This is a genomic window from Bacillus cereus group sp. MG20 (assembly GCF_040459885.1).
GTDB lineage: Bacteria > Bacillota > Bacilli > Bacillales > Bacillaceae_G > Bacillus_A > Bacillus_A cereus.
Genome location: NZ_JARVHF010000001.1, coordinates 2,483,026 through 2,508,374 on the forward strand (window position 1 = coordinate 2,483,026; position 25,349 = coordinate 2,508,374).

The window sequence follows — 25,349 nt, forward strand, 5'->3', positions numbered from 1 at the left end:
ATTATTTTTTAAGTGTTAATGCGTGATCTAAAACTGCTTCCCCATTCATCATGCCGTAGTGCATTGGATTGATAACGTCGATTCCAACGTTTCTCTCGTCAGCAAGCGTTTTCATTGAAGAGAGCATGTAACGAACTTGTGGTCCTAGTAATAATACATCTGCTTGATCGATATTCGTTTTTACTGCATCCCCAGATACAGCCCAAATCTTTCCTTCTAAACCGCGAGCTTTTGCAGCCGCTTCCATTTTTGTAACTAGTAAACTTGTAGACATCCCTGCTGAGCAACATAATAAAATATTCATTTGAAAATCCCCCTTGTGTAGTATAAAAAATTTATGTTTATTTATTTTTCTTTACGCTATTTATTAATGCAATTAGCGTGCCAACTTTTTAAAACCACTAAAATCAGTGCTTTTTCGAGCATTTTCTTTGTGTGTTAACGCTTTCAATTAGTGTGTCGTCCAAAAAACACACAGTGTGTTATAAAACAACACGCTTTTAACACATAACTGTATGAAAATAGATTAGTGTTTAGTTGTCTAGTTATGTTTAATATGAAAAAACACTAAAAAAATTTTTTTATCGTAGAAATCTAGTAAAAAACAACATTTTCTTGAGCTCAGTCTTCTATCTATTCTATTGTCCAAGCACACTCTACTAAATTACATAAAATAAAATAGAATAAAATAACACAATTCGAAAGGGGATTCCTATGCCAAAACATAGAAAACAAAGCAAAATAAAAATTTATAGAATAACAAGCTATAAAAAGGACAAGCGTTCTGAATTAGACTCTGACAAATTTGAACTAGAACAGCAGGACAAGCATGATACACAAGACAAACAAGATAAACAGGACAAACAGAATGAGCAGAATAAGCAAGTACAATCAGAGAATGTAATTATAGTACCTACAGATTCACACAGCTTAGATGTGTGGGATGAAATTTCTCTAAAAGAAATACAAGCTGGTGAACATACGAACCTATTTGAAGAAAAAAGTAATTATCAAAATATTAATTTAGTCCAAGTAAACGATGTTCGCTTATACTTGGACAAGCAACTACAATTTAGTTCCGTTGATGAGCAAATCTATCATGAAGCACTTGTACATCCAATTATGTCAAAAGTAATCGATCCAAAACGTGTTCTCATATTAGGTGGTGGCGATGGTCTTGCCTTACGAGAAGTTTTGAAATATGAAACTGTGCTACATGTAGACCTTGTTGATTTAGACGAGGCGATGATTAATATGGCACGTAATGTTCCAGAAATAGTATCTTTAAACAAAAATGCTTTTTTTGATAATCGCGTGAACGTGCACGTATGCGATGCAAAAGAATTTCTAAATTCACCTTCATCTTTATACGATGTAATCATTATTGATTTTCCAGACCCAGCGACAGAGTTGTTAAGTACTTTATATACAAGCGAACTATTTGCTCGTATAGCTACATTCTTAACAGAAGATGGTGCTTTCGTCTGTCAATCTAATTCACCTGCTGATGCACCTCTAGTATATTGGAGTATCGGTAATACAATTGAACACGCTGGATTAACTGTAAAAAGCTATCATACAATCGTTCCTTCTTTCGGAACTGACTGGGGATTTCATCTTGCTACTAATTCTGCACATGTACTCGATCAAATTGAACAATTATATGTAGTACCAACTCCTCGAACATTGCCTACTCTTCTTTTTCCTTTATTTCAATTTAAAGAAGAACATCTAGAACAACGTAACCTCGCTCTTTTAAATTCAGAATCAAATCTTATCTTACATCAATGCTACAAACAGGAAATGAAGTTTTGACGATATTATAGTAAGGAGTGCTGCCTTATGGAATATTCTACTTTTGGCAAGCATATAATAGTAGATTTGTGGGGAGTGGATTTTTCCCTATTAGATGATATTCACTTTTTAGAATACCATTTAGTTAACGCTGCAGATTACTCTGGTGCCCATGTTTTAAACGTAAGTAAAAAAGAGTTCCAGCCATATGGTGTTACTGTATTAGTGCTATTATCAGAAAGCCATCTTTCCATTCACACTTACCCGGAACAAAATTTTGCAGCTATTGACTGTTATACTTGCGGTACAACCGTTGAACCACAAATAGCGATTGATTATATCGTAAATATATTAAAACCGGAACGGATGCATATAAAAAGATTAATTCGTGGTATAGGAGAAATTGTTACTGCCGATTAATTATAACTCTTACTCATCCGAAAAAAGGAGGATTGTAAATACCATCAGTGGGATGAACATTCCACTGATGGTACAGGCACATACATAAAATGAAATTTTAATTAGTGAGAGTTTTACTGCCCGTTAATTCGAGATAAAAAAACCTTGCATAAGCAAGGTTCATTCATCCACCGACATCTTCCTATATAACTCTACAAACTCACTTGCTAATTCTTTCACCGTAATTGCATTCATTAAATGATCTTGCGCGTGTACCATTAAAAGAGTAACTTCGGTCTTTTCGCCACCAGCTTCTTTCTGGATAAGCTCCGTTTGTACACGGTGCGCCTCTTTTAATTCCTCTAGTGCTTCTTGTAATTTAGCTTCAGCTTCTGTAAACTCCCCACGCTTCGCACAATCAATTGCTTCCATTGAACAACTTCTCGCGTTTCCCCCATGCAAGATTAAATGAAAAGCTTTCGTCTCTATCGTATCCATTTTAGTTCTTTACTCCCCCTTTTCTTCCGCCAGTTTTTGTTTATCCCATATTTTTAAGAACGGTAAATAAATGAAGAATGCTAGCGCAAAGTTAACAAGTTGCAAAATAACACCTGAAATTTTCCCGCCCGATCCTAAATATCCACTAAAAAGAATAGGTGTCGTCCAAGGTACAGCGGCCCCACTCGGACGTGCGACCCATCCCCATTCCATTGCAAAGTAAGAAACAATTGTTAACACAACTGGAACTAATATAAATGGAATTAGTAAAAGTGGGTTCATCACAATCGGCATACCAAAAGTTACCATCTCATTAATATTAAATATACCAGGTGCAATTGACAATCTCCCTAAACTTTTTAATTGTTGACTTCGTGCAAATAGTAACATTCCGACAACTAGAGCAAGCGTTGCACCAGAACCGCCCATATAAATCCATAAGTCAAAAAACTGTGCCGTAATTGTATTTGGTACATCTTGCCCAGCTTGAAAAGCAACTCGGTTTTGATCCATTAACGACAACCAAACGGGGCTCATTACACCACCAACAATAGTAGCACCATGAATTCCACACGACCAAAGAACATGAACGAGAATAACTGCTATTATTGCGCCCCAAAGACTAGCACCAAGTACACTAAGTGGTTCCTGTAAAATTTGTCCTACGATATTATGGATACTGCCAAAAGAAGTATTTTCTATAATTAAGCGTAAAATCCAAATAACTGTTACAACAATAAATCCTGGAACAAGTGCGGCAAATGAACGCGTGACAGCTGGTGGAACTGTCTCTGGCATCTTTATAATTATCTTTTTTTGTACAATAAACCGATAAAGTTCAGTAGATATAAGTGCAATAATCATTGCTACAAATAACCCTTGGCTTCCCATTAATGCTGCTGGGATAGCGCCTTCTACAAGTACACTCTCTTTTGTACTTGGTATAATATATGCAACTTGAAATGGAGTCGCAAGTAAAAACGTCACAAGCGACAATGCCCCGGATGCTAAAGCATCCACTTTATAATACTCTCCAAGCCTGTAAGCGATTCCAAAAACAGCTATTAAAGCCATTATATTAAAAGTTGCACTAACTGGATACCCTAAAGCTCTCTGCCAATTCTCACCAAACAAACCTGCCATAAACTCGTTATATCCAGGTATCGGCAGTGCACTAATAATGAGGAAAAACGATCCAATAATTAAGAAAGGCATCGTTAAAATAATTCCATCTCGAATTGCTTGCAAATGCCTCTGCTCTGCAACCTTCCCTGCTACCGGCATCACGTACTTCTCTAAAAACCGTATCATCTATCCCACTCTCCTCATGGTTTCATTGACAAAGCTGCTTGCAAGATAGCTTCTCCATTACAAAGTCCGTAATGAACGGATTGAATGACATCAACAGGTATCCCTTTATCCTTACATAATTCTTTCATTTTCGGTAATAAATAACGTACTTGCGGTCCAAGTAAAAGGACATCAGCTTTATCAATATGACTATTCACTTCAGAACCTGATACTGCCCAGATTTTTACTTCTATCCCTCTTGCCTCTGCTGCTTTCTCCATCTTTGTAACAATCAAACTGGAAGACATTCCCGCTGCACAGCAAAGCAAAATATTCATTCCGCTTCCCTCCCCCTTTTTCTAAACCTAAGTTATGGTGCATCCCTTGCCACCACTAGGTTACAAATATATATGTCTAGATTTCCTGCTGTATGCCGAGCTTAAAAACAAAAATTTCTTGGTTTTCACGCTATTCCATTTATCCGTATTCTCCTAGTAAAGAGGACTCTAACTCGCTATAATGATTCAGTATGATTTTTTTAATTGATAGGAGGATATATTTATGAAGGCATATCGCTTTCCGCTTATTTTATTATCTTCTATCCTAATTGGTGGTTTCATTGGTTATTTCATGGGTGCCGATGCAGTTGCTTTAAAGCCGCTTGGTGACATTTTCTTAAACTTAATGTTTACGATTGTTGTACCTCTAGTGTTCTTTAGCATCGCATCGTCTATTGCTAATATGGATGGATTAAAACGTTTCGGTAAAATTATGTCTAGTATGGCTGGGACTTTCTTATTTACAAGTATTTTAGCTGCTATTTTTATGATTATTGTCGTGAAAGTATTCCCGCCAGCACAAGGTGTTGTACTAGAACTAACACAACCTGACAAAGCCGGCAAAGCTGTTAGTGTTGCAGATCAAATCGTCGGTATTTTAACAGTATCTGACTTCTCGAAGTTACTATCTCGTGAAAATATGTTAGCTCTTATTTTCTTCTCTATCTTAATGGGGATTGCAACTTCAGCAGTTGGCGAAAAAGGAAAACCATTCGCTACATTCCTACAAGCTGGTGCAGAGATTTCAATGAAGGTTGTATCTTTCATTATGTACTACGCTCCAATCGGACTTGCTGCTTACTTCGCAGCATTAGTTGGTGAATTCGGACCACAACTTCTTGGAACTTACTTCCGAGCGGCAATGGTATACTATCCAGCTTCTCTAATTTATTTCTTTGTATTCTTCACATTCTATGCATACCTTGCAGGTCGCAAGCAAGGTGTACAAGTATTTTGGAAGAACATGGTCTCTCCTACAGTTACATCACTTGCAACTTGTAGTAGTGCCGCAAGTATTCCAGCGAACTTAGAAGCAACGAAGAAAATGGGTATTTCTTCAGACGTTCGTGAAACAGTTGTCCTTCTTGGTTCTACACTTCATAAAGACGGCTCTGTTTTAGGTGGCGTATTAAAAATTGCTTTCTTATTCGGTATTTTCAACATGGAATTCGAAGGACCGAAAACATTAGCAATCGCACTTGTTGTTTCTTTATTAGTAGGAACAGTAATGGGTGCTATTCCAGGCGGTGGTATGATTGGTGAAATGTTAATCGTATCTCTATACGGTTTCCCGCCAGAAGCACTGCCAATTATCGCAGCAATTAGTACAATCATTGATCCACCTGCAACGATGTTAAACGTAACAGCAGATAACGCTTGTGCGGTAATGACAGCTCGCCTTGTAGAAGGTAAGAATTGGATCAAAAACAAATTTGCTTAATAGCTAGAAAGAGGATGCTCTAAACGAGCATCCTCTTTTTGTCGTTATTTGTTGATAAGTTGATATTTCCTCTCGCCACAAATTTGTTAAAATCTTCACAAATATTCCACATCCATTATCCATTCTCCGTACTATAATCATGTATGGAAAAGGAGATGGAAATAATGACACAAAGCGCACCTGAATTTAAAGTTTTGCAAAGCATTGCATTTCTCGCTGTCGTTTTGCAAAGTTCCTTATTATATACAATGAATCAAGGAAATGTCTTACTTGAGCAATCCCTCATTATGGGCATGCTATTTAATCTTGCAAAATTCTCAGCACCAGCATTCATATTTATCGTTGGATTTCACTTAATTCGTCACTATACGAAGCAATTAGTATATAAAGAATATATTTCTGAAAAAGCGACACACTTACTCATTCCTTATTTCTTTTGGTCTATTCTTTACTTATTAACAACAAATGATCTTATTACATTACAAGGCGGAATAAAAATTTTATTACTCGGAACAGCCGCGCCCCATCTTTGGTACGTTATTATGATGTTCCAAATTCACTTATTGTTCCCTTTACTATGCACACTTTTTTATTGGTTTCAAAAACGAACAGAAAATAAAAAAGACATATATAAATATATGACCTTTTTCGCTTGCCTATATTTTCTATTAATGTGGTTCTCTTCTCACTATATTTTTAATGGAGAAAAATTAACAAGTTCAACAATTTTACATTATACAGATCGATCATTTCTATTCTACTCATTCTATTTCGTTATGGGTGGCATTGCCGCTGTAGCACTAAAAACTTGGCGTCTATTCGTCATGAAACATATCCCGCTTATAACAATATTATTTTTCATCTTATTTTTATTCATCAATTATGAGTTGTTTAGTTTTTACGGAGCAAACTCTATTCATTTAACTGTTTCTACCTATTTAAAACCATCTATGTTTTTATATATCGTATGCGAAATTATCATACTGTATGTGTTATCTATTATGATAGTACAGCGTCGTGGTTTCTTATATAAAACGTTACGTTTCATTGGAAATTACACGTATGGTGCTTATTTAGCTCACTTATTCTTCTTGCAACTATGCACAAAGTTTCTTTCTTTATTCACACTACAAGAAAATACTATATTATATAGCCTATTACTATTTGTGTTAACGGCTATTATCTCTATTTCAACAATGGTCATTTGTAGCACAATACCATTTCATACTTGGATTACAGGTCCTTCTCCTACAACAAAGATGAAATGGACGAAGGTTGTATTCCGAAAAAAACATAAAAAACTATTCAAGCCATATATTTGATATAATGATACGCATATAAAAAGAAAGCGAGAGACACCTATGATTAATCAAGTTGGACAAATTATGCTATATGTAAATAACCAAGACGAAACAGTGCAATTTTGGACAGAAAAAGTAGGGTTCCAAATCATTGCGGAAGAAAATAACGGAAACGGATTCCGCTGGATTGAAATTGCACCGGCGAAAGAAGCAGGAACAAGCATCGTCCTTCACGATAAAGCGTTAATCGCGAAGATGCAACCTGAACTAAACCTTAATACACCTTCACTTATGTTCTTCTCAAATGACTTAGACCGTCTATATAAAGACCTTTCTGAGAAAAATGTCACAGTTGGACAGGTTGTAGATTTACCTACTGGTAGAGCATTCAACTTTGCTGATAATGAAAATAATTACTTTGCAGTAATGGAACGTAAATAAAAAAGAAGCTATCCGAAAAAATCGGATAGCTTATTTCATTTTAAGAAACTTGTTCTGCATTCGTTTCTCTATGCTGTATATGGCTCGTGATCCAAGCAATTCCACCCGCAACAACGAGATAACATAACAATATTAAAATTTGCATTTTTAATTGCGACCAATCTCCTAAAGAGATAACATCTTGTAATCCTCTAAGAGAATGAGACATTGGGAGAAACTGTCCAATTTTACTAAGAACAGCTATATTTAATTCTCCTGGGAAAGTACCTCCGCTCGTCGCTAATTGCAAGACAAGAAGCGTTACTGCTAAGAACTTTCCAACAAGACCAAATACTGTTACTAACATAAGAATAAATGTCATGAACGTAAAGGAAATCACAATACTTGATAAAACAAAGAGTGGTACACTGGCAACTGCTAATTTCATAACACCTAGCACAACTACATCTACGAGTAGCGCTTGAATAAGTCCAATTAAATATACCAATCCTAGTTTATTAATAAAATGTACCGTTCCGCTTACCTTCATATTTTGTCTACGACCAAGCGGTAAAATATTCGATGCCATAATTCCGCCAACATAAAATGCAAGCGATAAGAAATATGGTGCAATGCCTGAACCGTAGTTAGGAACGTCAGAAACTGTTGACTTCACTAACTGAACTGGCTCTGAGAACATCGTATTACGTGCATCATCATTACGAACATCCTCTATCTTCTCTGCGCCCTCTCCCAATTTCGCAGAAAGTTCTTTCGCACCATCATCAAGTTTAACAAGTCCATTTGTTAATTTACCAGCTCCGTTATTCAGCTCCGTTCCACCACTCGCAAGCTGGTTTACACCTTCTTGCAATGATGTAAATCCATTTCCCCACTTCGTAAATCCATCAGCCAAATTCGATGCACCATCTGCTATCTTTTGCGTTCCAGCAGTAGCTTCATTTAACTTAACTCCGAATGTATTTATGCCTTCTTCAATCTTATGTTGACCGTCAGTAAGCTTCTTCGCACCTTGTGTCAATTGTTGTTGGCTATTATTTAAAGTACTTGTTGCTTTAGCTAGTCCATTAGACGTAGCAACGATTTTTTGAAAGGCGGGATCTTGCTGCACTTCTGGATGATTTTTCACGTACTCTTCTAATTGTTGTTTTACACTATTTGCCGCATTGTCCGCTTTCGCTTGCCCTTCAGCAAGTTTTTCATTTCCATTCACCCATTCATTTGTACCAGCACTTAATTCACTAATTCCTGATTGTAACGTTTTTTCACCTTGTGCTAGTAATTCCATACCACTATGAAGTGATGTCGCTCCTTGACTCAGCTCATTTGCTCCCCCGGTTAAAGCAGATTGACTGGATGCAAGCTTTTCACTTCCTTCTTTCAATTTCGATGTCCCATTACTTAAACGATCAATACCATCCGCAAGCTGATTCGCTCCATTTTTTGCATCGGTCGTTCCTTCATGTAACTTCTCAGCACCATTACTTGCATCACTCAATCCTTGTGCCAAATCTTGAAACTTTGAAAAGACACCTTCTGTATAAGATTTCGTAATACTGTTTGAGATTTTTGTTTTCATATTTTCAACAGCTGTCGTTCCAATTTGAGCTGCTACAAAGTTTTTACCTGGATTTACTTTGTACTGCAACTTTGCCGGCTCTGGTTTCTCATCCATAAGTGTACTTACCTTTTTAGAGAAATTCTCTGGAATCGTAACAACCATATAATATTTATCTTCTTTTAACCCTTCATCTGCATTTTTTTCTGATACGAAATGAAAAGCTAGTTCCTTATTCTCTTTTAAATTTTTAACAAAATCGTCTCCTGCATGAATTGTTTTTTCATCCATCACAGCACCCTTATCTAAGTTCACAACTGCAACGGGTAATTTATCTAATCTTCCGTACGGATCCCAATACCCAGCTAAAAAGAATCCTGAATAAATTAACGGAACGATTAATAAAAAAATTAAAGCGATACGTCCATGTTTATGGTGCCACATCGCTTTCCAATCTTTAAATATTAGTTGAATTCCCTTCATGAAACATACTCCTTTTTCTAATTTAACACCCTTCGAATGGTTTAACAGATTTACTATACACGTCACTTTCCATACTGTATAATACATCTTTAATTATCAATTCATTCCTTTTGGTCTATAGAAAGGAGATTCGAAATGGAACTGCTCCAGTTAAAATACTTTCAGACAGTCGCACGACTAGAACATATGACAAAGGCAGCTGAAGAATTGCATATCGCGCAACCTTCACTCAGCAAAACAATAGCTAGACTCGAAAAGGATTTAGGCGTCCCTTTATTTGATCGCCAAGGCCGACAGATTACTTTAAATTCTTTCGGAAAAGTATTTTTAAAACGAGTAGAACGTATTTTTCATGAATTAAGTGAAGGGGAACGAGAAATTAAAGATTTAGCCGAATTACAACAAAGCTCTATTACACTGGCCGTTTCTATTCCGAGAATATTACCAGAACTACTTGGCTCTTTTTTAATAGAACATCCTAACGTTCGATTTCAACAATTTCTTGCATCTACTCCTTCTATGAAACGACAACTAGATAATATAGAAATTGACTTTTGTATCTCCTCTGTGCCAATTGAAGGTGAGGAGATTGTTTGGGAACCACTTATTACAGAAGAAATTTTCTTAGTCGTCCCTTCAGGCCACCGTTTATCCGGCCGAGAAAATATCCACCTGCATGAAGTAAAAGACGAACCGTTTATTAGTATGAACACTGGCTACGGATTTCGGCACTTAACGGATGAATTTTGTAAAGAAGCTGGTTTCACTCCGCATATTGCTTTTGAAGTAGATGAACCGACCGTGATTAGCGACCTCATTAAGCAAGGTCTCGGCATCGCTTTTGTTCCAAGTTTAACTTTATTAAAAAACTCTACTTTAGCATCAAGCAAGTTGCGTATTATTGAACCCACTTGTCAGCGAACCATCGGATTAAGTTGGTCAAAAAAACGTTACTTATCAAAAACAGCTCAGCAATTCCGTGAATTTGTGATTGACTACTTCTCTAATATTAGAACGTAAAATTATATGAACAAATAAAAGGTGCCACCCTCATATGGTGGCATCTTTTATTGTTCACTCTTTTTTAATTCCATTTCAGCTAAAAGTGGTAGCACGTTATCAAAAATATGCGTATTATTATTTTCACCTGTTACATATCCACCGTAATATCTACTAAATACGTTGTCATTTCGGAATGTGGCCATATGATCATACAATTCCTTCGCAAACTTTGTATCACCTGTTTGTAGTACGTACAAAATTGTTAATCCGTACGCGGCCGGCGATTCATAATTCACAGTTTGTTTTCCCGTTTCTAAATTGTAACGACCGTATAGCTTTCCATCCTCCTGGAACTTCTTCTTTATAAATTCCAAATAAGCAGCTGATGAAAGACCTCCTAAACTTCGATGATATGCAACGTATGATTGGTCAATAAGATTCACTTCTTTATCGTACGTAAATGTACCATCTTCTTTATACTCTTTTGGGAATGCCCAGCCATGCCTTGGATAATCCGCTAAAAATTGAACGACTTCCTGATATTGCTGAGCAGAAACTTTGCCGTACTTCTTCATATAGGAGAATGCACGCGGATTTATGTATGATGTTGTTACAAAATTATTTTGTTTCCCTGCATCTGCATCATAATAATCAACATAATAATTATCTTTTTTATTATAACGAAGTACAGCATCACTTAATTGATCGGCAAGGTTTTTATAACGCTCTTCCTTATGTATTTCATAAGCACGATATAATTGTTCTATAATACGAAGATCATCTATAAGTGCATTTGTAGCTGACTGCCTCTCTCCCTTTTCAGAGAGTTTCCATAAAACGATATGATTCTTATATATGAAATTATCTTGAATAACCTTTACTTGCTCATCAAATAACGCCTGATCATCTTTATCAAGTGTATACTGTAACCATAATCCCGCCGATTCTGATAATGCTTCACGTCCCTTAGCTTCACCCGTACCTGCCTTAGTATCTACTAAACGATACGTGGCAAGTGTTCCATTGTCATTCACCATATGTCTTAAAATAAAATTTTCTGTACGGTTTCCTTGTAAAGCTGACCAAAATACAATTCCACCTAAAGCGATTAAGAAGATAACTCCAATCCCTATATATAAACGTTTCCGCAATCTTTTCACCTCCCTAGTAAGGCTAACCTTAATTTTATCAGAACATACATAAATTTAAAAAAGACAATCTATTAGATTGTCTCCCCCATTTCTATCCCTCACAAACCTCTTTAGAAGGTTTATATAGCGATTGTACAAGTCGATCATATTCACGACGCGTAATTTCTTTATTATATAGCTTCAATAATAAATCTCTATGCTCTTTTGAAAATGCCATCTTTTTAATGACTTCAGGATACATAAAACACCCTCTCCATTTCACATAAACTTCTTGATTCCGAAAAACAGAACTTATGTTCGCATAAAAGATTATAAAAGATTCCTGAGCAAAAAACAAACAAAACATGACCAACCATTTATTTCTTTCTATTCAAAATATTACAACATTATATTATCATATTCACTTTTTAAATACATATATATTTTTGGTAGTTTTTTTGAATAAATCTTCCAATTCAATCAGAAAATAATGGCAAAAAAGAAGAGGAGTTTACATATGGATACGGTAACATTAGCAAGAGCATTTTTTGGTTCTTCATTAGCATTCCACATTATCTTTGCAACACTTGGCGTCGGACTTTCATTGATGATTTTTATAAGCGAAATACTCTATCACTGGAAGAAAGACTCCGACTATGCCATTATGGCGAAAAGATGGACAAAGGCGTTTGCTATTCTTCTCGGTGTAGCAATTCCAACTGGAACAATTGTTGGTGTGCAAATCTCACTTCTTTGGCCTGGTTTCGCCAAAATTGTTGGGCAAGTTATTTCTGTTCCCTTCCAAATTGAGATTTTCGCCTTCTTTTTGGAGGCTTTATTCATGTCGATTTACGTATATGCAGCTGATAAACTTCCTCCATTTATGAGATTAATCTCGCTATTTTTCGTCATGCTTGGTGCCACGGCATCCGCCGTACTCATTACATCAGCAAATACATGGATGAATACACCAGCAGGCTTTTCAATGAATCCAGATGGGTCTGTTTTTAACGTTGATCCGTGGAAAGCTTTCTTTAATCCGAGTTTTGGCACAAGTGCATTCCATGTTGTTATTACGGCTTATGCAACTGGTGCGGCTGTCATTGCTTCTATCGCTGGATTTAAATTATTGAAGAAAAATTTAAGTACACGTGAAATTGCTTATCATAAAAAAGGGCTACTATTAGGGCTTGTCGTTACATTTATTACAGGCGCTACGATGTGGCTTTCAGGACATGAATCAGCGATTGCCTTACATAAACACTCACCTGAAAAACTTGCATCTGCTGAAGCTTTATTTGAAACGACATCACACGCACCGCTATCCATTGGCGGAGTTGTGGATCCTAATACACTTGAACTAAACTACGCACTTGAAATTCCAAACATGCTTAGCTTATTAGTGGGACTAGACCCTAGCACTGTCGTAAAAGGTTTAAAGGAATTCCCACAAGAAACATGGCCACCATTTTATACACATACACTATTCAACTTAATGGTCGGCACTGCTGCGTTTACCTTTGCAGTTGCAGCAATTGCGCTCTTATATTGGTACTTCGTTTACCGAAAAAAGGGAACAGAACTACCGAAGTGGCTACTTTGGGGGGCTGCTGCATGCGGACCAATTATGATGCTCGGTATTGAATTCGGCTGGATTTTCAGTTGTAGCGGTCGTCAACCATGGACAATTTATGGTATGCAACGTACCGTCGATGCAGCTACACGCGCTGATTTCGTCGGTCCTTTATTTATTTTGTTCATCATTTTATATATTGGACTCGCTATTTTAACAGTCTTTGTTCTACGTACATTCTTTAGAAGACATCCATTAAAGAATGATTTACAACACCAAGGAGGCGATTCTCATGCATGAGGAAAGTATTGCAATCATCATCTTATGGGCCCTTATTTTCGTATACAGTATACTAGGGTCCATCGATTTTGGAGCTGGTTTTTGGGGCATGGTATACGCAAAACATCCAACGCTCGCTGCCAAACTTGCGAATCGGTACTTATCACCCACTTGGGAAGTAACAAATACGTTTCTCGTCTTCGTCGTTGTCGCATTTCTCGGCTTCTTTCCGAAAGCGGCCTTTACCCTTGCGACAGTAATGTTCGTACCAGTTATGTTAATTTTAGTGCTCGTTGCAGTACGTAGTACATTTATGGTGTTTGCTTACTCCTTGCCGAAATATCAGTACCTTCTTCGGGTTATTTCAGGTATTACTGGTCTCTTAATTCCAGCACTATTAATTACCGTTTTACCCGTTACAGAGGGAGCCTATATTACAATGTCTGAAGGAAAAGAAGTACTCTTGTATGGAAAACTTCTTTCTAGCCCGGTTATCTATTGCTATATGCTCTTCGGAATAACGTCTGAACTATTTCTCTCCTCTCTCTTTCTTGCTGATTTTGCGAGAGAACAAAGTTCAGAAGATACGTATAGAATTTATAGAAGAAATGCCATCATCCTTGGTCCTGCAACGCTCGTTACGGCGATCATCGCCCTCGTTGTAATGGATCCTGAAACACATTGGCTTATGCAAGGATTAATAAAGCAATTCCCGTGGTTTACAGTTTCTATTGTTTTATTCGTTATCGGATACTCGTCCCTTTGGTGGACAAACAAAAAGTACAATACACTAGGATATCCTCGCATTGCCGTTTTAGCTGTCGTCGCTCAATATGCATTTGCAAGCTACGCTTACGGCGTCGCGCATTTACCTTATATTATTTATCCTGACGTAACTGTATTTACAAGCTTTACAACGACAGAAACGTTCTATGCACTGCTCATTCTATACGCAATTGGGATTGCAATTTTATTACCAGGATTTATTTTCTTCTGGAATTTATTCTTGAAGGATCGTACTTTTTTGAAGGAAAAATAATATAGTCTTGGGGTCTGTTCCAAAAGGCATTTTGGGATGGGCTCCTTTTGTCATGTTTTGTCGATAAGTCGATATATTTTAAAAATCGCTGATATATTTTGAGTTGCGCCGATATATTTCAATGATCGCTGATATATTTTCAGTTACGCCGATATATTTCAATAATCGCTGATACATTTTCAGTTACGCTGATATAAATCTCATTTACTACCTTACTGCCCAATCAATTTATAGACTCCTATCACAATAGTTATTTCACTACTAGTGACACTTGTCCTTTAGCATGAAAAACACATATTCGCTTCATCTCGTTATACGTCTAGTTCTTCTTATTTTTTGCTGAATATACTACCAATATAACCTTGAGACAAGCTACATCTATTCAAGGGAAAATAGAAAGGTAGGCAAAATATGAGCATTGAAATATGGATTACTATTATTGTATTCTTCTTAACGATGATTGTTATCTTTTGGCGGCCTCGAGGTTTAAATGAGGCGTGGCCAGCAGCAATCGGAGCTGGTATCATCATAATTACTGGACTTGTATCAAAACCAGACGTCATGGATATTATAAGTAAAATTGGCGGTGCTTCCATAACAATATTAGCGACCATCGTCATGGCAGTTATATTAGAAAGCTTCGGCTTTTTCCATTGGTCCGCAGCGAAACTAGCAAATTTAGCAAAGGGTTCTGGACGCCGCTTATACTGGTATATTCAATTATTATGTTTTCTCATGACTCTTTTATTCAATAACGACGGTAGTATTTTAATTACAACTCCAATTTTAATTCTTCTTCTAAAAAATCTTCAATTAAAACCTCATCAGCAAATTCCTTATTTATTAAGTGGTGCTTTAATCGCTACGGCATCTAGTGCACCAATTGGTGTAAGTAATATCGTAAATTTAATCGCATTAAATATCGTTAATATGACTCTTTATATGCATACTGCTATGATGTTTGTACCTGCAACATTAGGCTTATTATTTATGTCATGGCTCATGTATACAGTTTTGAAGAAAAAACTTCCGAAAAAATTACCTGTTTCTTCATATGATATTGAAGAAATTTTCTTCACGAAAAACTTCCATCCACTAAAAGGAAATAATTCTGTTGATACGAAACAAAAACGGACAAGATTCATGTTAAAAGTATTAGGTTTCGTCTTCCTTATGCGCTGTCTTCTATTCGTTGCATCCTTCTTATCCATCCCAATTGAAATCGTTGCAGTACTTGGTTCACTCGTTCTTCTCATTTGGAGATGGTACTACTTACGAACAAATCCTGTCGACATTTTGAAAAAGACACCGTGGCACATTTTAATTTTCGCCTTCTCTATGTACGTCATTATTTACGGACTCCACAACGCAGGATTAACAGCTGCACTTGTACAATGGCTCGAGCCAATTGTGAATCAGCATCTACTCTATGCTAGCTTTGCAATGGGCGGACTTGTATCCATCCTCTCTAACGTCTTCAATAACCATCCTGCCCTTATGATTGGTACAATTACATTAACAGAAATGGGACTAGATCCAGTCACATTAAAAACAATCTATCTTGCAAACATCATTGGTAGTGACATCGGTTCACTATTACTACCAATCGGTACACTAGCTTCACTCATTTGGATGTATATTCTGAAACAAAACAAAATTAAAGTAAAATGGAAAGACTATTTAAGTGTATCCCTTATCGTTATCCCGCTCACAACAGTCGTCACACTATTCCTCTTATTCTACTGGGTACATCTCTTCTTCGCCTTATAAAGTGAAACTTTAATCAGTGGGGGTTTTGTTCATCCCCCACTGATTATTAGCCTTAACCAATCGGGCTTTTACGGGCAGCCCGACCCCGACCTAACTTCTTTGCTTCCACTGAATTTTGAGGTGGGGGTCTTACTGCCCACAAATAGCGGGATAAACAACAGAAGCCCCATTTGCTACCGTCTTAGCAAATGGGGCTTCTTCTATAATAAAGTTAGGTACTACAGTGTGATCAATCAAGTAAAGAGGTGTAATGTGTTATTGATATAAATGACTACCAGCTTCTTTAAATTCTTCTGCTTTCTCTTTCATTCCTTTTTCAATTGCTTCTGTCGTTTCTAAATCATTTTCTTTTGCATATTCACGGATATCATGTGAAATTCTCATACTACAAAACTTCGGTCCACACATTGAACAGAAGTGAGCTGTCTTTGCCCCTTCTGCAGGCAACGTTTCATCGTGATATTCCATCGCACGTTCAGGATCTAAAGATAAATTAAATTGATCGCGCCAACGAAATTCGAAACGTGCTTTTGAAAGTGCATCATCACGCTGATGAGCCGTTTTATGTCCTTTTGCAAGATCAGCCGCATGCGCTGCAATTTTGTACGTAATAACACCCGTGCGTACATCATCTTTATTCGGTAAACCTAAATGTTCTTTCGGCGTTACATAACAAAGCATCGCCGTTCCAAACCAACCGATCATCGCAGCTCCAATTGCCGATGTAATATGGTCATAACCTGGTGCAATATCTGTCGTTAGTGGCCCAAGTGTATAAAACGGCGCGCCCTGACAAATATCAAGCTCTTTCTCCATATTCTCTTTAATTAAGTGCATCGGTACGTGTCCAGGTCCTTCGATCATAACTTGCACATCATGTTTCCAAGCAATTTTCGTTAATTCACCAAGTGTTTCAAGCTCAGAGAATTGTGCTTCGTCATTTGCATCTGCAATCGATCCTGGACGTAATCCATCTCCAAGAGAGAACGAAACATCGTACTGCTTCATAATTTCACAAATCTCTTCAAAATGAGTATATAGGAAGTTTTCTTTATGATGGAATAAACACCACTGCGCCATAATCGAACCACCACGCGAAACGATACCTGTCGTACGCTTTGCAGTAATTGGAATGTAACGAAGTAATACACCAGCATGAATCGTAAAGTAATCCACGCCTTGCTCCGCTTGCTCAATTAACGTATCACGGTACACTTCCCACGTTAAATCTTCTGCAATTCCATTTACCTTTTCAAGCGCTTGATAAATCGGCACAGTTCCAACTGGTACAGGCGCATTACGAATAATCCACTCACGCGTCGTATGAATGTTTTTACCTGTAGATAAATCCATAATCGTATCTGCACCCCAGCGAGTAGCCCACGTCATCTTTTCTACTTCTTCTGCAATAGAAGAAGATACAGCAGAGTTTCCGATATTCGCGTTTACCTTCACATGGAAGTTACGCCCGATAATCATCGGTTCAGCTTCTGGATGATTAATATTCGCTGGTAAAATAGCGCGGCCTTCTGCGATTTCCTTACGAACAAACTCCGGCTCTACTCCTTCACGAATTGCAACGTATTCCATCTCAGACGTAATAATGCCATTACGCGCATAATGCATTTGCGTAACATTTGCACCTTGCTTCGCTCTAAGCGGCTGGCGATCCATTTGCGGGAAAACAGGTGTATGTTTCGAAGCCACTTTCACACCATCATCCTCTGGTTTCACCTCGCGCCCTTCATATGCCTCTACATCCCCGCGCTCCATGATCCAAGAATGACGCGGCGTTGGAATTCCCTTTTCCAGCTCCACTTTATACGCCGGATCCGTATAAGGACCGCTCGTATCATACACACGGACTGGAGGATTTGGGATGCCGTTCGTTTCGCTTTGTTCAATCTCACGCATCGGCACTTTCATGCCTGCGCGTGGTCCATCCACATATACTTTCTTACTCCCTGGTAAACTCGATTTCAATTCAATTTGCTCAGCTGAAACAGACTGTTTCATAACCTTTGTTGCCTCCCCTGTTCGTGACAAGGACGAGATATGGCCAGCGCATGCCAAAATAAAAAGAGCCAGGTCCATAAAAAAATAAGGACCTGGCTCATAAAAGACATCATTATGTAAAGCCGTTAACTTCCCTACGCTGGTACGAGCCAGATCAGGTCCAAAGGGTTAAGAAGATCACGCGCTTCTCTCTCAGCCTACGCATACGTTAGGCACCCCTAGTTTATCACTGATTTAATTTTCAATACTTTCCCATCATACACGATAATCTGAAAAATGCAAAGGTTATTTCTTTTTCTCTTTATGGAATCATCCACGTTAAATAATATGCTTGAACATACGTCATAATACCAACAATAATTACGAAGAACACCCTATTGTAAAAATAGTTTATGACTTAACATGGGAGTTTAAAAACATCTTCACCACAAAGAGTGTTGAGAATTTCGACCATTGTATTGAGAAAATGAAGAATACTAATATACAAGAGTTTAAGAGCTTTACGAATGGATTAGCCGGGGATATTGAAGCTGTCAGAAATGCGGTAACTTATGAGAATAATAATGGTCTTGCCGAAGGGAGCATAAACAAGTTAAAGCTTATTAAAAGAATCATGTATGGTCGATACAAATTCTCCACATTGCGGACAAAGATTCTACTTTTGGAGAGAATGAGACTTTTCAACTAACTCCGGAAAGAACCATTTTTTACTTGCCAAATACATTCATCAGTCCCGTTTGACAAAGAGCCTTTGTCTCTGCTGCATTTCGCTACAACTGCTACCTGCCATACAATCTGCAATAGAGATAGGTAACAATTTACTATACAAGGAACAAAATTGACCTGCTCCTCCATTTAGTGATTTAACTACCTTTATTATTCAGAGCTAAAACTCAAAGAAAAAGCTCTTACATTTAAAGTAACATTTTCCTTAATACGTTAATTATTTTTTGTTGTCTTGTTAGTTAAAGGGATACTTAGTACAAAAAATAACCGTAGATAGTAGCACGAACACTGTTCTTGTTATAATTAATTTTTTTCAGAACGTCTATAATCCTCTTTTAAAAAATATATGTAAATATAATAAAAAACGAATGATTAATAGAAATATTCTACACCACTCGTTTTTTATCGGACTTCTTTTTACTGTACTTTTATTTTCTTTATGAGTTATTAGAAAAATAATTGTCTATATAAGTCTTTATTTTTTCAAAATTCTTTTCCATAAATAAGATTGCTGGTACTTCAATTATTGGAAGATTATTTTCATTATCAAAAGCTGGACACGGTTTGGGAACTACCAAATAGTCAACTGAGTTTTTATCCCTAATATAATTAATTGAAACATCATAATACTTAGAAAAATATTCCTTCAAATCATCCTGATTCCTTAAAAATGGTAGAGAAAATATTGAACCATAATTTATACCAGCATCGACAATTAATACAAAGCATATTTTTTTCATGATACACCCTCCTCGTATAATAAGTTTTAAGTTAATAACTGTTCCTTGAAAATTAAATAGTTTTTATCTTCAAGAGCTACATCAAAAAAATGATGTATGGGTAAAATTTAGTCTTGGATACTGGGGGATTTCCCCAGATAATGGAAGTATGAAAATGGACCCATCGGGAATATGCTTACTCCTCCTGTAGTTCGACCACGTTAAAAGACTGTGACCCAGACCAAAATACACTGCATACGCACAAGCTGTATCGGTTTCCTTCACTTACCTCTCATAGTGGTGGGAGGGCAGCTTAGATGAAGGTAATCATTGAATACTCATACGCGAGGTTGTGGCTATGTTTTGGACTCTAGGGAGATCCCACAGTATCCAAGCTCATTCCAAATACTATTCAAAGAAAGGAGGTCCTTTCTTTGAGATTATTCGTAGCTATTGATGTAAGCTCTGAAAAACTTGATGTATGTTTTCTTGACAGTCATGACACTGTTTTGAAAGAAATTTGTCTTTCAAACGATGTGAATGGTGCCAACGCCATTAAGGAGGATGTTCTCCATTTTCACCAGTTGTACAACTATAAAAAAATTGTCATTGGCATGGAATCTACTTCCGTCTATAGTTTCCATCCTTCCATGTTCCTAACGGAAGATAAGGATTTGAGGGCTTTAGACGTGGAAGTGGTCGTACAAAATCCAAAAGCCATCCATCGGTATAAAAAACTCTTTGAAGAAGATAAGACCGATAAAATAGATGCTTTCCGTATTGCCGATTTTTTACGAATCGGACGGTATAATAAGTTTCTTATCAAGGAGGAAAAATACGTTGCCCTTCAACGTTTAACACGATCTAGATATCAACTCGTTCACCAGCAAACAGAATGTAAGCAACACTTTCTGAAGAACCTTTACTACAAATGTAATACGTTATCGAAAGAGTTAAATACCTCTGTTTTTGGTGCGACGATGATGGAAATACTCTCAGATTCCCTTTCGTTGGATGAAATCGCAGAAATGGATCTAGAAGCACTCGCTACTCTTCTTCAGAAAAAGGGGAAAGGACGCTTTAGCGACCCGGAAGATTTAGCGAAAACCATCAAGAAAGCCATACGTGACTCCTACCGACTAGGTAAGGTCGTTCAAGACTCTGTGGACGTTGTATTAGCCACTTATGCACGATTGATTCAAACATTGAAAAAACAAATCAAAGAGATAGAAAAAAGCATTACTGCTTTATTCTAAGCCATTCCAGAAGCGAGATATTTAACAAGTGTTCCAGGCATTGGAGTCGTATACGCCGCGGGAATCATTGCGGAAGTTGGACAAATTGAACGCTTTGAGAACGAAGCACAATTGGCCAAATACACCGGTCTTTACTAGAAAAAATCGCAATCTGGAAACTTTGAATCGGAACGAACACCCATGACACGAACGGGAAACCAGTATCTTCGTTATTACATGGTTGAAGCTGCCAACTCTGTACAACTTCGTGAAGCTACTTACCGTGCTTATTATTTAAAGAAATATGATGAAGTTCCGAAATACAAACATAAAAGAGCCCTTGTCTAAAGCCGTAACTAGATTCGCTAAATTGTTTTTCAAATATTGAACTAAGCACTTGACTGATTGCTTGTTGAACAACCCTATCCACTACTGTCGGTATTCCCAATTTGCTCATCTTCCATAAAAAGAGCCAGGTCCATAAAAAAATAAGGACCTGGCTCATAAAGACATCATTATGTAAAGCCGTTAACTTCCCTACGCTGGTACGAGCCAGATTAGGTCCAAAGGGTTAAGAAGTTCACGCGCTTCTCTCTCAGCCTACGCATACGTTAGGCACCCCTAGTTTATCACTGATTTAATTTTCAATACTTTTCCATCATACACCATAATTTGGAAAAGTCAAAGTTTATTTCTTTTGTTGTTTATGGAATCATCCACGTTAAATAATAAGCCTGAACATAAGTCATAATACCAACAATAATTACGAAGAACAAACTATGCTTCACTGTAAAACGGAACAAATCCGATTCTTTTCCAGCAAGACCAACTGCTGCACAAGCAATCGCAATCGACTGCGGAGAAATCATTTTACCTGTTACACCGCCTGTTGTATTTGCTGCAACAAGAAGCACTTCAGATACGCCGACTTGCTGCGCTGTAATGGCTTGTAAATTCGAGAACAGTGCATTCGCAGACGTATCAGACCCTGTTAAGAATACGCCAATCCAGCCTAAGAAAGGCGAGAAGAACGGGAATAGTCCGCCAGTTCCTGCTAGTGCTAACGCTAACGTAGAAGATAGACCAGAATAGTTTGCGATAAATGCAAACCCTAGTACGAATCCGATTGATAGAATTGGTATTTTTAATTCACTTAACGTTTCTTTAAATGTCACTACTGCATCTTTTACATTCATTTTCAAAATAAACATGGAAATGATACAAGCAATTAAAATCGCCGTTCCGGTTGCTGATAATACATCAAACTTCAGAATTGCCTCGTAAGGCGTTGGTTTATTTACAATCGGCTCTGCTTTCATTACTAGATTATGCAGACCTGGAATTTCAAACTTAAATACAAGACTTGCTAAAGCCCCTCCTGGAGCGAATAATGCCTTAAAGAAACTTTGGCTCCAAATGACTACCATAACCGTTAATACGATAAATGGAGACCATGCTTTTACTACTTTTCCAAACGTTAATTTCGGCATCGATGCTGCTGTCGTTGTTGTTGCTGCTTCACTATTTGCTTGCTCGGATTGATAGATTTCTTTCGGCTGCCAAACTTTTAAGAACAGCGCTAAACTAATTAAACTTACAAGTGCCGATGTAATATCCGGAAGTTCCGGCCCTAAAAATGTCGCTGTAATGAACTGCGTAATTGCAAATGAACTACCCGCTACAAGTAACGCAGGCCACGTTTGTCTTATCCCTTTAAATCCATCCATTAAAAATACGATAAAGAATGGAACAAATAATGATAGGAACGGTAATTGATGTCCAGCCATTTGTCCAATTTTATGTGGATCAATACCTGTTACTTGTCCAGCAACTGTAATCGGAATTCCCATCGCTCCGAACGCCACTGGTGCAGTATTTGCAATCAAACAAAGACCTGCTGCGTATAAAGGATTTAACCCAAGACCCGCAAGAAGCGCTGCTGTAATCGCTACTGGTGCTCCAAATCCTGCCGCTCCTTCTAAAAATGCTCCAAATGAAAATCCAATTAAAATAACGAGTAGACGATGATCGTTCGTAATCGATAATACCGATGCACGAATCACATCGAATTGACCTGTTTTTACAGAAATTTTATATAAAAATACCGACATAATGATAATCCAAGCAATCGGCCATAATCCGTATAAGAAACCATATCCGGTCGCTGCCATTGCCATCGTGAACGGCATTTTATAAGCGAATAACGCTACTAAAACTGTAAGTACAACTGTAATAAATCCTGCCACATACCCTTTCATGCGGAAAACTGCTAAAGCTAAGAAAAAAAAGATAATCGGAATAAGTGCGACCGCTGCCGAAATCCAAATGTTTCCGAATGGATCATAAACTTGTGTCCATGTGTTCATTGTTCTCTCCCCCTAAAGAATCCCCTTTTAAATAGAATAACCTCATCAATAGACTATCAGGTCATCATACCTTTAAGCCTAAAATAAAAAAACGTTTAAGAAAACGTTTTCAACAACTTCCATTTATACTGTACCATAACAATTTCCATTAAAAAAGATTTTTTTGAAAATTTTATCATTTAACAAAAAAATCTTACAAAATCGTCATGTTCCTGTAATGTTCATCGATAGAAAGCTTGCAAAATTTATTGCATAATAATAGTATAACAACGGACATTATTTATGAGGTGATATATATGAATGGAAACAAAATATTAGCTGCTTTATCGTACTTTAGTGTACTATTTGCCCCTATCTTATTCCCAATTATCGTTTGGATTGTGGGGGACGCTGAAACAAAGCCACATGCAAAACGTGCTCTATGGACACACATCATTCCAAGTATTGCTACATTTATCGGCGTAGCCATTTTAGGAATTATGGGCATGGGATCTGAACAAGCAGATATAACACTTGGAATTGGATCAATGATTGTCTTAGCTATTTGCGGAATCATCAGCTTATACTACTTCATCTGGAACATTGTAAAAGGAATTAAAGTACTGAAAGCTTAATTTGAAACAAACGTTTGTTTAAAAAAGGACCCTTGCAAATTGCAAGGGTCCTTTTCCGTTCACTTTATCTTCTGCGTTTCTTCTTTTTTCTCATCATTTTCTTTCGGCGCGTATTCACTTTATCCGCTATAATGTGGAGCGTACTTGCCACAACAATTCCCATTAAGAACGTTACAATTTCAACCTCATGTTTCTTCGCAATTTCTATTAAATTACCATCCAGTGCGATTACATTTAATAGAAATAAAAATGGAGAAAAGACGATTAACATGTACGCAATACGAATCACATCACCAAGTATAATCGTATGCGTAAAGAAAGATCGATGCGGCATTACTTTTTTATAAGGATACCAAAATATACGTAAGAAACCCCATTTGTTATAAGCATTACTGTACGTATCTAAATCCGGTGTTAAAAATGAAGTACCTACTAAAAAACCAATTGCAAAAGTTAATAAAAAATCAAAATTTGTTAATCCATACGAAAAAAGCAAAAACAAAACAACCGGAAGGGATATTAAGTTTATTTTCGTATGCGTTCTTCCTGATGGCATAATGCACTTCCTCGCTTACGTTCGTCCTGTCACCTTATGACAGGTTTCACCTATTGACCTAATTTCTGATCGATAAATGTTGTGTCTATATCCGAACCAAACCATTCTGCCAACTTCACTCGTGCCTTATCTTTCACATCTTCATTGACGTATAACGACACCTGTATTAGTGCGGCCGTTAACGCCCCTAAATCATCCGTATAGCCAATTCCAGCAATGAAATCTGGAATCGCATCAATCGGTGCAATAAAATAAGCAAGTGCTCCAATTACAATAATTTTCACTCGCTTTGGAACATCGGGTCTTTGCAAAACGTAAAACAGTAATAAACTTGTATAAATGACCGACTGCCCTGCTTGCTTTGCAACATGTTTTACTTTCTTCCAAAACGCTTCAACTGAAAATTTTTGTTTCATGTAAAAGCCTCCCTATTTTTAAAAAGAAATAAGCTACAATATGTTATCAGTAAAAGTTCATGGAAATTACACAAAACCTATCAATGAACTTTCATTGTAACAAACAAACTAAAAAAGAACAAGTGTTCGTTAATTTTTACACGATTTCCTTCATATAATAGATTTCTAGATAACCCTTGCCCATCTTCGTTTCTTATTTCTCAACAAAGAAAATTTTCACTTCCACTTAACATTCTGCTCTATCTTTGTTATATTTTCTAGTTGACGGACATATAAACGAATGTTAAAGTTTTCTCTGGTAGTGACAAATCTTATACAAAAAATGTAAAATGTTATAGTGTTTCTCAGAAATGAATTTTGTTGTA

At 37.1% G+C, this 25,349-nt stretch carries 24 protein-coding genes, 2 pseudogenes and 2 riboswitches; of the genes and pseudogenes, 13 read left to right on the forward strand and 13 right to left on the reverse strand.

Going from position 1 to position 25,349, the window contains the following annotated elements:
• Window position 1: 1 nt before the first annotated feature.
• Window positions 2–304 carry a PTS sugar transporter subunit IIB gene (locus QCI81_RS12850; protein WP_001023569.1) on the reverse strand — a complete coding sequence of 101 codons (303 nt, stop codon included), beginning with the start codon at window positions 302–304 and terminating at the stop codon, window positions 2–4.
• 410 nt (window positions 305–714) lie between these two features.
• Between QCI81_RS12850 and QCI81_RS12855 the strand changes: the two genes are divergently transcribed.
• Both QCI81_RS12855 and speD read left to right on the forward strand, forming a co-directional pair.
• Window positions 715–1,815, forward strand: coding sequence for a polyamine aminopropyltransferase (locus QCI81_RS12855; protein ID WP_353810781.1), 1,101 nt, complete (start codon window positions 715–717; stop codon window positions 1,813–1,815).
• A 27-nt stretch (window positions 1,816–1,842) separates the two neighbouring features.
• Window positions 1,843–2,214, forward strand: coding sequence for an adenosylmethionine decarboxylase (gene speD, locus QCI81_RS12860; protein WP_000456817.1), 372 nt, complete (start codon window positions 1,843–1,845; stop codon window positions 2,212–2,214).
• A gap of 159 nt (window positions 2,215–2,373) precedes the next feature.
• Here speD and QCI81_RS12865 read toward each other — a convergent pair whose 3' ends face one another.
• From QCI81_RS12865 to QCI81_RS12875, 3 genes are read right to left on the reverse strand one after another with little or no spacing between them, the layout of a single operon-like run.
• Window positions 2,374–2,691, reverse strand: coding sequence for a PTS sugar transporter subunit IIA (locus QCI81_RS12865; protein WP_000379645.1), 318 nt, complete (start codon window positions 2,689–2,691; stop codon window positions 2,374–2,376).
• Between the two features lie 9 nt (window positions 2,692–2,700).
• The gene (gene celB, locus QCI81_RS12870; protein WP_000617789.1) at window positions 2,701–4,002 is read right to left on the reverse strand and encodes a PTS cellobiose transporter subunit IIC; all 1,302 of its coding nucleotides are present in this window, start codon (window positions 4,000–4,002) and stop codon (window positions 2,701–2,703) included.
• A 14-nt stretch (window positions 4,003–4,016) separates the two neighbouring features.
• On the reverse strand, window positions 4,017–4,319 hold the full coding sequence (locus tag QCI81_RS12875) for a PTS sugar transporter subunit IIB (RefSeq protein ID WP_001023543.1): 303 nt from the start codon (window positions 4,317–4,319) through the stop codon (window positions 4,017–4,019).
• Between the two features lie 223 nt (window positions 4,320–4,542).
• On the opposite strand from QCI81_RS12875, the gene QCI81_RS12880 reads away from it, so the two are divergent.
• The 3 genes from QCI81_RS12880 (at window position 4,543) to QCI81_RS12890 (ending at window position 7,502) form a co-directional block, all read left to right on the forward strand.
• Entirely contained in the window at window positions 4,543–5,760 is a 1,218-nt protein-coding gene (locus QCI81_RS12880) for a dicarboxylate/amino acid:cation symporter (protein WP_000649376.1), read from the forward strand.
• A 164-nt stretch (window positions 5,761–5,924) separates the two neighbouring features.
• Window positions 5,925–7,082: an acyltransferase gene (locus QCI81_RS12885; protein ID WP_340720297.1), complete on the forward strand. Its 1,158-nt coding sequence runs from the start codon at window positions 5,925–5,927 to the stop codon at window positions 7,080–7,082.
• A 39-nt stretch (window positions 7,083–7,121) separates the two neighbouring features.
• Complete coding sequence (locus QCI81_RS12890; RefSeq protein WP_000610162.1) at window positions 7,122–7,502, forward strand: VOC family protein; 381 nt, start codon at window positions 7,122–7,124, stop codon at window positions 7,500–7,502.
• Window positions 7,503–7,542: 40 nt separating this feature from the next.
• On the opposite strand, the gene QCI81_RS12895 is transcribed toward QCI81_RS12890, so the two are convergent.
• A complete protein-coding gene (locus QCI81_RS12895; protein ID WP_353810783.1) occupies window positions 7,543–9,543 on the reverse strand; it encodes a YhgE/Pip family protein in 2,001 nt (666 codons plus the stop codon).
• 135 nt (window positions 9,544–9,678) lie between these two features.
• Between QCI81_RS12895 and QCI81_RS12900 the strand changes: the two genes are divergently transcribed.
• Window positions 9,679–10,563, forward strand: coding sequence for a LysR family transcriptional regulator (locus QCI81_RS12900; protein ID WP_000421923.1), 885 nt, complete (start codon window positions 9,679–9,681; stop codon window positions 10,561–10,563).
• A 47-nt stretch (window positions 10,564–10,610) separates the two neighbouring features.
• Here the strand turns inward: QCI81_RS12900 and QCI81_RS12905 are convergent, their stop codons facing one another.
• Both QCI81_RS12905 and QCI81_RS12910 read right to left on the reverse strand, forming a co-directional pair.
• Window positions 10,611–11,696, reverse strand: coding sequence for a transcriptional regulator (locus QCI81_RS12905; RefSeq protein WP_353810784.1), 1,086 nt, complete (start codon window positions 11,694–11,696; stop codon window positions 10,611–10,613).
• A gap of 91 nt (window positions 11,697–11,787) precedes the next feature.
• Window positions 11,788–11,937, reverse strand: coding sequence for a hypothetical protein (locus QCI81_RS12910; RefSeq protein ID WP_000283179.1), 150 nt, complete (start codon window positions 11,935–11,937; stop codon window positions 11,788–11,790).
• Window positions 11,938–12,192: 255 nt separating this feature from the next.
• Between QCI81_RS12910 and cydA the strand changes: the two genes are divergently transcribed.
• The 3 genes from cydA to QCI81_RS12925 all read left to right on the forward strand — a co-directional run bounded on the left by cydA (window position 12,193) and on the right by QCI81_RS12925 (window position 16,336).
• Window positions 12,193–13,548, forward strand: a complete 1,356-nt coding sequence (gene cydA / locus QCI81_RS12915) for a cytochrome ubiquinol oxidase subunit I (RefSeq protein ID WP_000381975.1) — start codon at window positions 12,193–12,195, stop codon at window positions 13,546–13,548.
• Window positions 13,541–14,566: a cytochrome d ubiquinol oxidase subunit II gene (locus QCI81_RS12920; protein WP_000544183.1), complete on the forward strand. Its 1,026-nt coding sequence runs from the start codon at window positions 13,541–13,543 to the stop codon at window positions 14,564–14,566. The genes cydA and QCI81_RS12920 overlap by 8 nt, the downstream gene beginning before the upstream one ends.
• Window positions 14,567–14,977: 411 nt before the next feature.
• The gene (locus tag QCI81_RS12925) at window positions 14,978–16,336 is read left to right on the forward strand and encodes an arsenic transporter (protein ID WP_000021123.1); all 1,359 of its coding nucleotides are present in this window, start codon (window positions 14,978–14,980) and stop codon (window positions 16,334–16,336) included.
• A 255-nt stretch (window positions 16,337–16,591) separates the two neighbouring features.
• On the opposite strand, the gene thiC is transcribed toward QCI81_RS12925, so the two are convergent.
• On the reverse strand, window positions 16,592–18,352 hold the full coding sequence (gene thiC / locus QCI81_RS12930) for a phosphomethylpyrimidine synthase ThiC (protein ID WP_000814450.1): 1,761 nt from the start codon (window positions 18,350–18,352) through the stop codon (window positions 16,592–16,594).
• Between the two features lie 114 nt (window positions 18,353–18,466).
• Window positions 18,467–18,582: riboswitch (TPP riboswitch) on the reverse strand.
• Window positions 18,583–18,653: 71 nt separating this feature from the next.
• A pseudogene (locus QCI81_RS27170) lies at window positions 18,654–18,725 on the reverse strand (L-lactate permease); the annotation flags it as partial.
• A gap of 45 nt (window positions 18,726–18,770) precedes the next feature.
• On the opposite strand from QCI81_RS27170, the gene QCI81_RS12935 reads away from it, so the two are divergent.
• Window positions 18,771–19,040: a transposase gene (locus tag QCI81_RS12935; RefSeq protein WP_053565465.1), complete on the forward strand. Its 270-nt coding sequence runs from the start codon at window positions 18,771–18,773 to the stop codon at window positions 19,038–19,040.
• A gap of 475 nt (window positions 19,041–19,515) precedes the next feature.
• Here the strand turns inward: QCI81_RS12935 and QCI81_RS12940 are convergent, their stop codons facing one another.
• Window positions 19,516–19,818 (reverse strand): hypothetical protein, encoded by a 303-nt coding sequence (locus tag QCI81_RS12940; RefSeq protein ID WP_000717611.1) that lies wholly within the window; start codon window positions 19,816–19,818, stop codon window positions 19,516–19,518.
• 413 nt (window positions 19,819–20,231) lie between these two features.
• Here QCI81_RS12940 and QCI81_RS12945 point away from each other — a divergent pair, with 413 nt between their 5' ends.
• Both QCI81_RS12945 and QCI81_RS27175 read left to right on the forward strand, forming a co-directional pair.
• Window positions 20,232–21,053, forward strand: coding sequence for an IS110 family transposase (locus tag QCI81_RS12945; RefSeq protein WP_372584150.1), 822 nt, complete (start codon window positions 20,232–20,234; stop codon window positions 21,051–21,053).
• A 3-nt stretch (window positions 21,054–21,056) separates the two neighbouring features.
• A pseudogene (locus QCI81_RS27175) lies at window positions 21,057–21,380 on the forward strand (transposase).
• 169 nt (window positions 21,381–21,549) lie between these two features.
• A riboswitch (TPP riboswitch) is annotated at window positions 21,550–21,665 on the reverse strand.
• 71 nt (window positions 21,666–21,736) lie between these two features.
• Here the strand turns inward: QCI81_RS27175 and lldP are convergent.
• Window positions 21,737–23,398, reverse strand: a complete 1,662-nt coding sequence (gene lldP / locus QCI81_RS12955; RefSeq protein ID WP_353810785.1) for an L-lactate permease — start codon at window positions 23,396–23,398, stop codon at window positions 21,737–21,739.
• Between the two features lie 296 nt (window positions 23,399–23,694).
• Here lldP and QCI81_RS12960 point away from each other — a divergent pair, with 296 nt between their 5' ends.
• Window positions 23,695–24,012: a magnetosome magnetite crystal formation protein family gene (locus tag QCI81_RS12960; RefSeq protein WP_053563349.1), complete on the forward strand. Its 318-nt coding sequence runs from the start codon at window positions 23,695–23,697 to the stop codon at window positions 24,010–24,012.
• A 64-nt stretch (window positions 24,013–24,076) separates the two neighbouring features.
• Here QCI81_RS12960 and QCI81_RS12965 read toward each other — a convergent pair whose 3' ends face one another.
• Window positions 24,077–24,568 (reverse strand): metal-binding protein, encoded by a 492-nt coding sequence (locus QCI81_RS12965; RefSeq protein ID WP_001139059.1) that lies wholly within the window; start codon window positions 24,566–24,568, stop codon window positions 24,077–24,079.
• 50 nt (window positions 24,569–24,618) lie between these two features.
• A complete protein-coding gene (locus tag QCI81_RS12970; RefSeq protein WP_000810378.1) occupies window positions 24,619–24,984 on the reverse strand; it encodes a YkvA family protein in 366 nt (121 codons plus the stop codon).
• Window positions 24,985–25,349 lie beyond the last annotated feature (365 nt).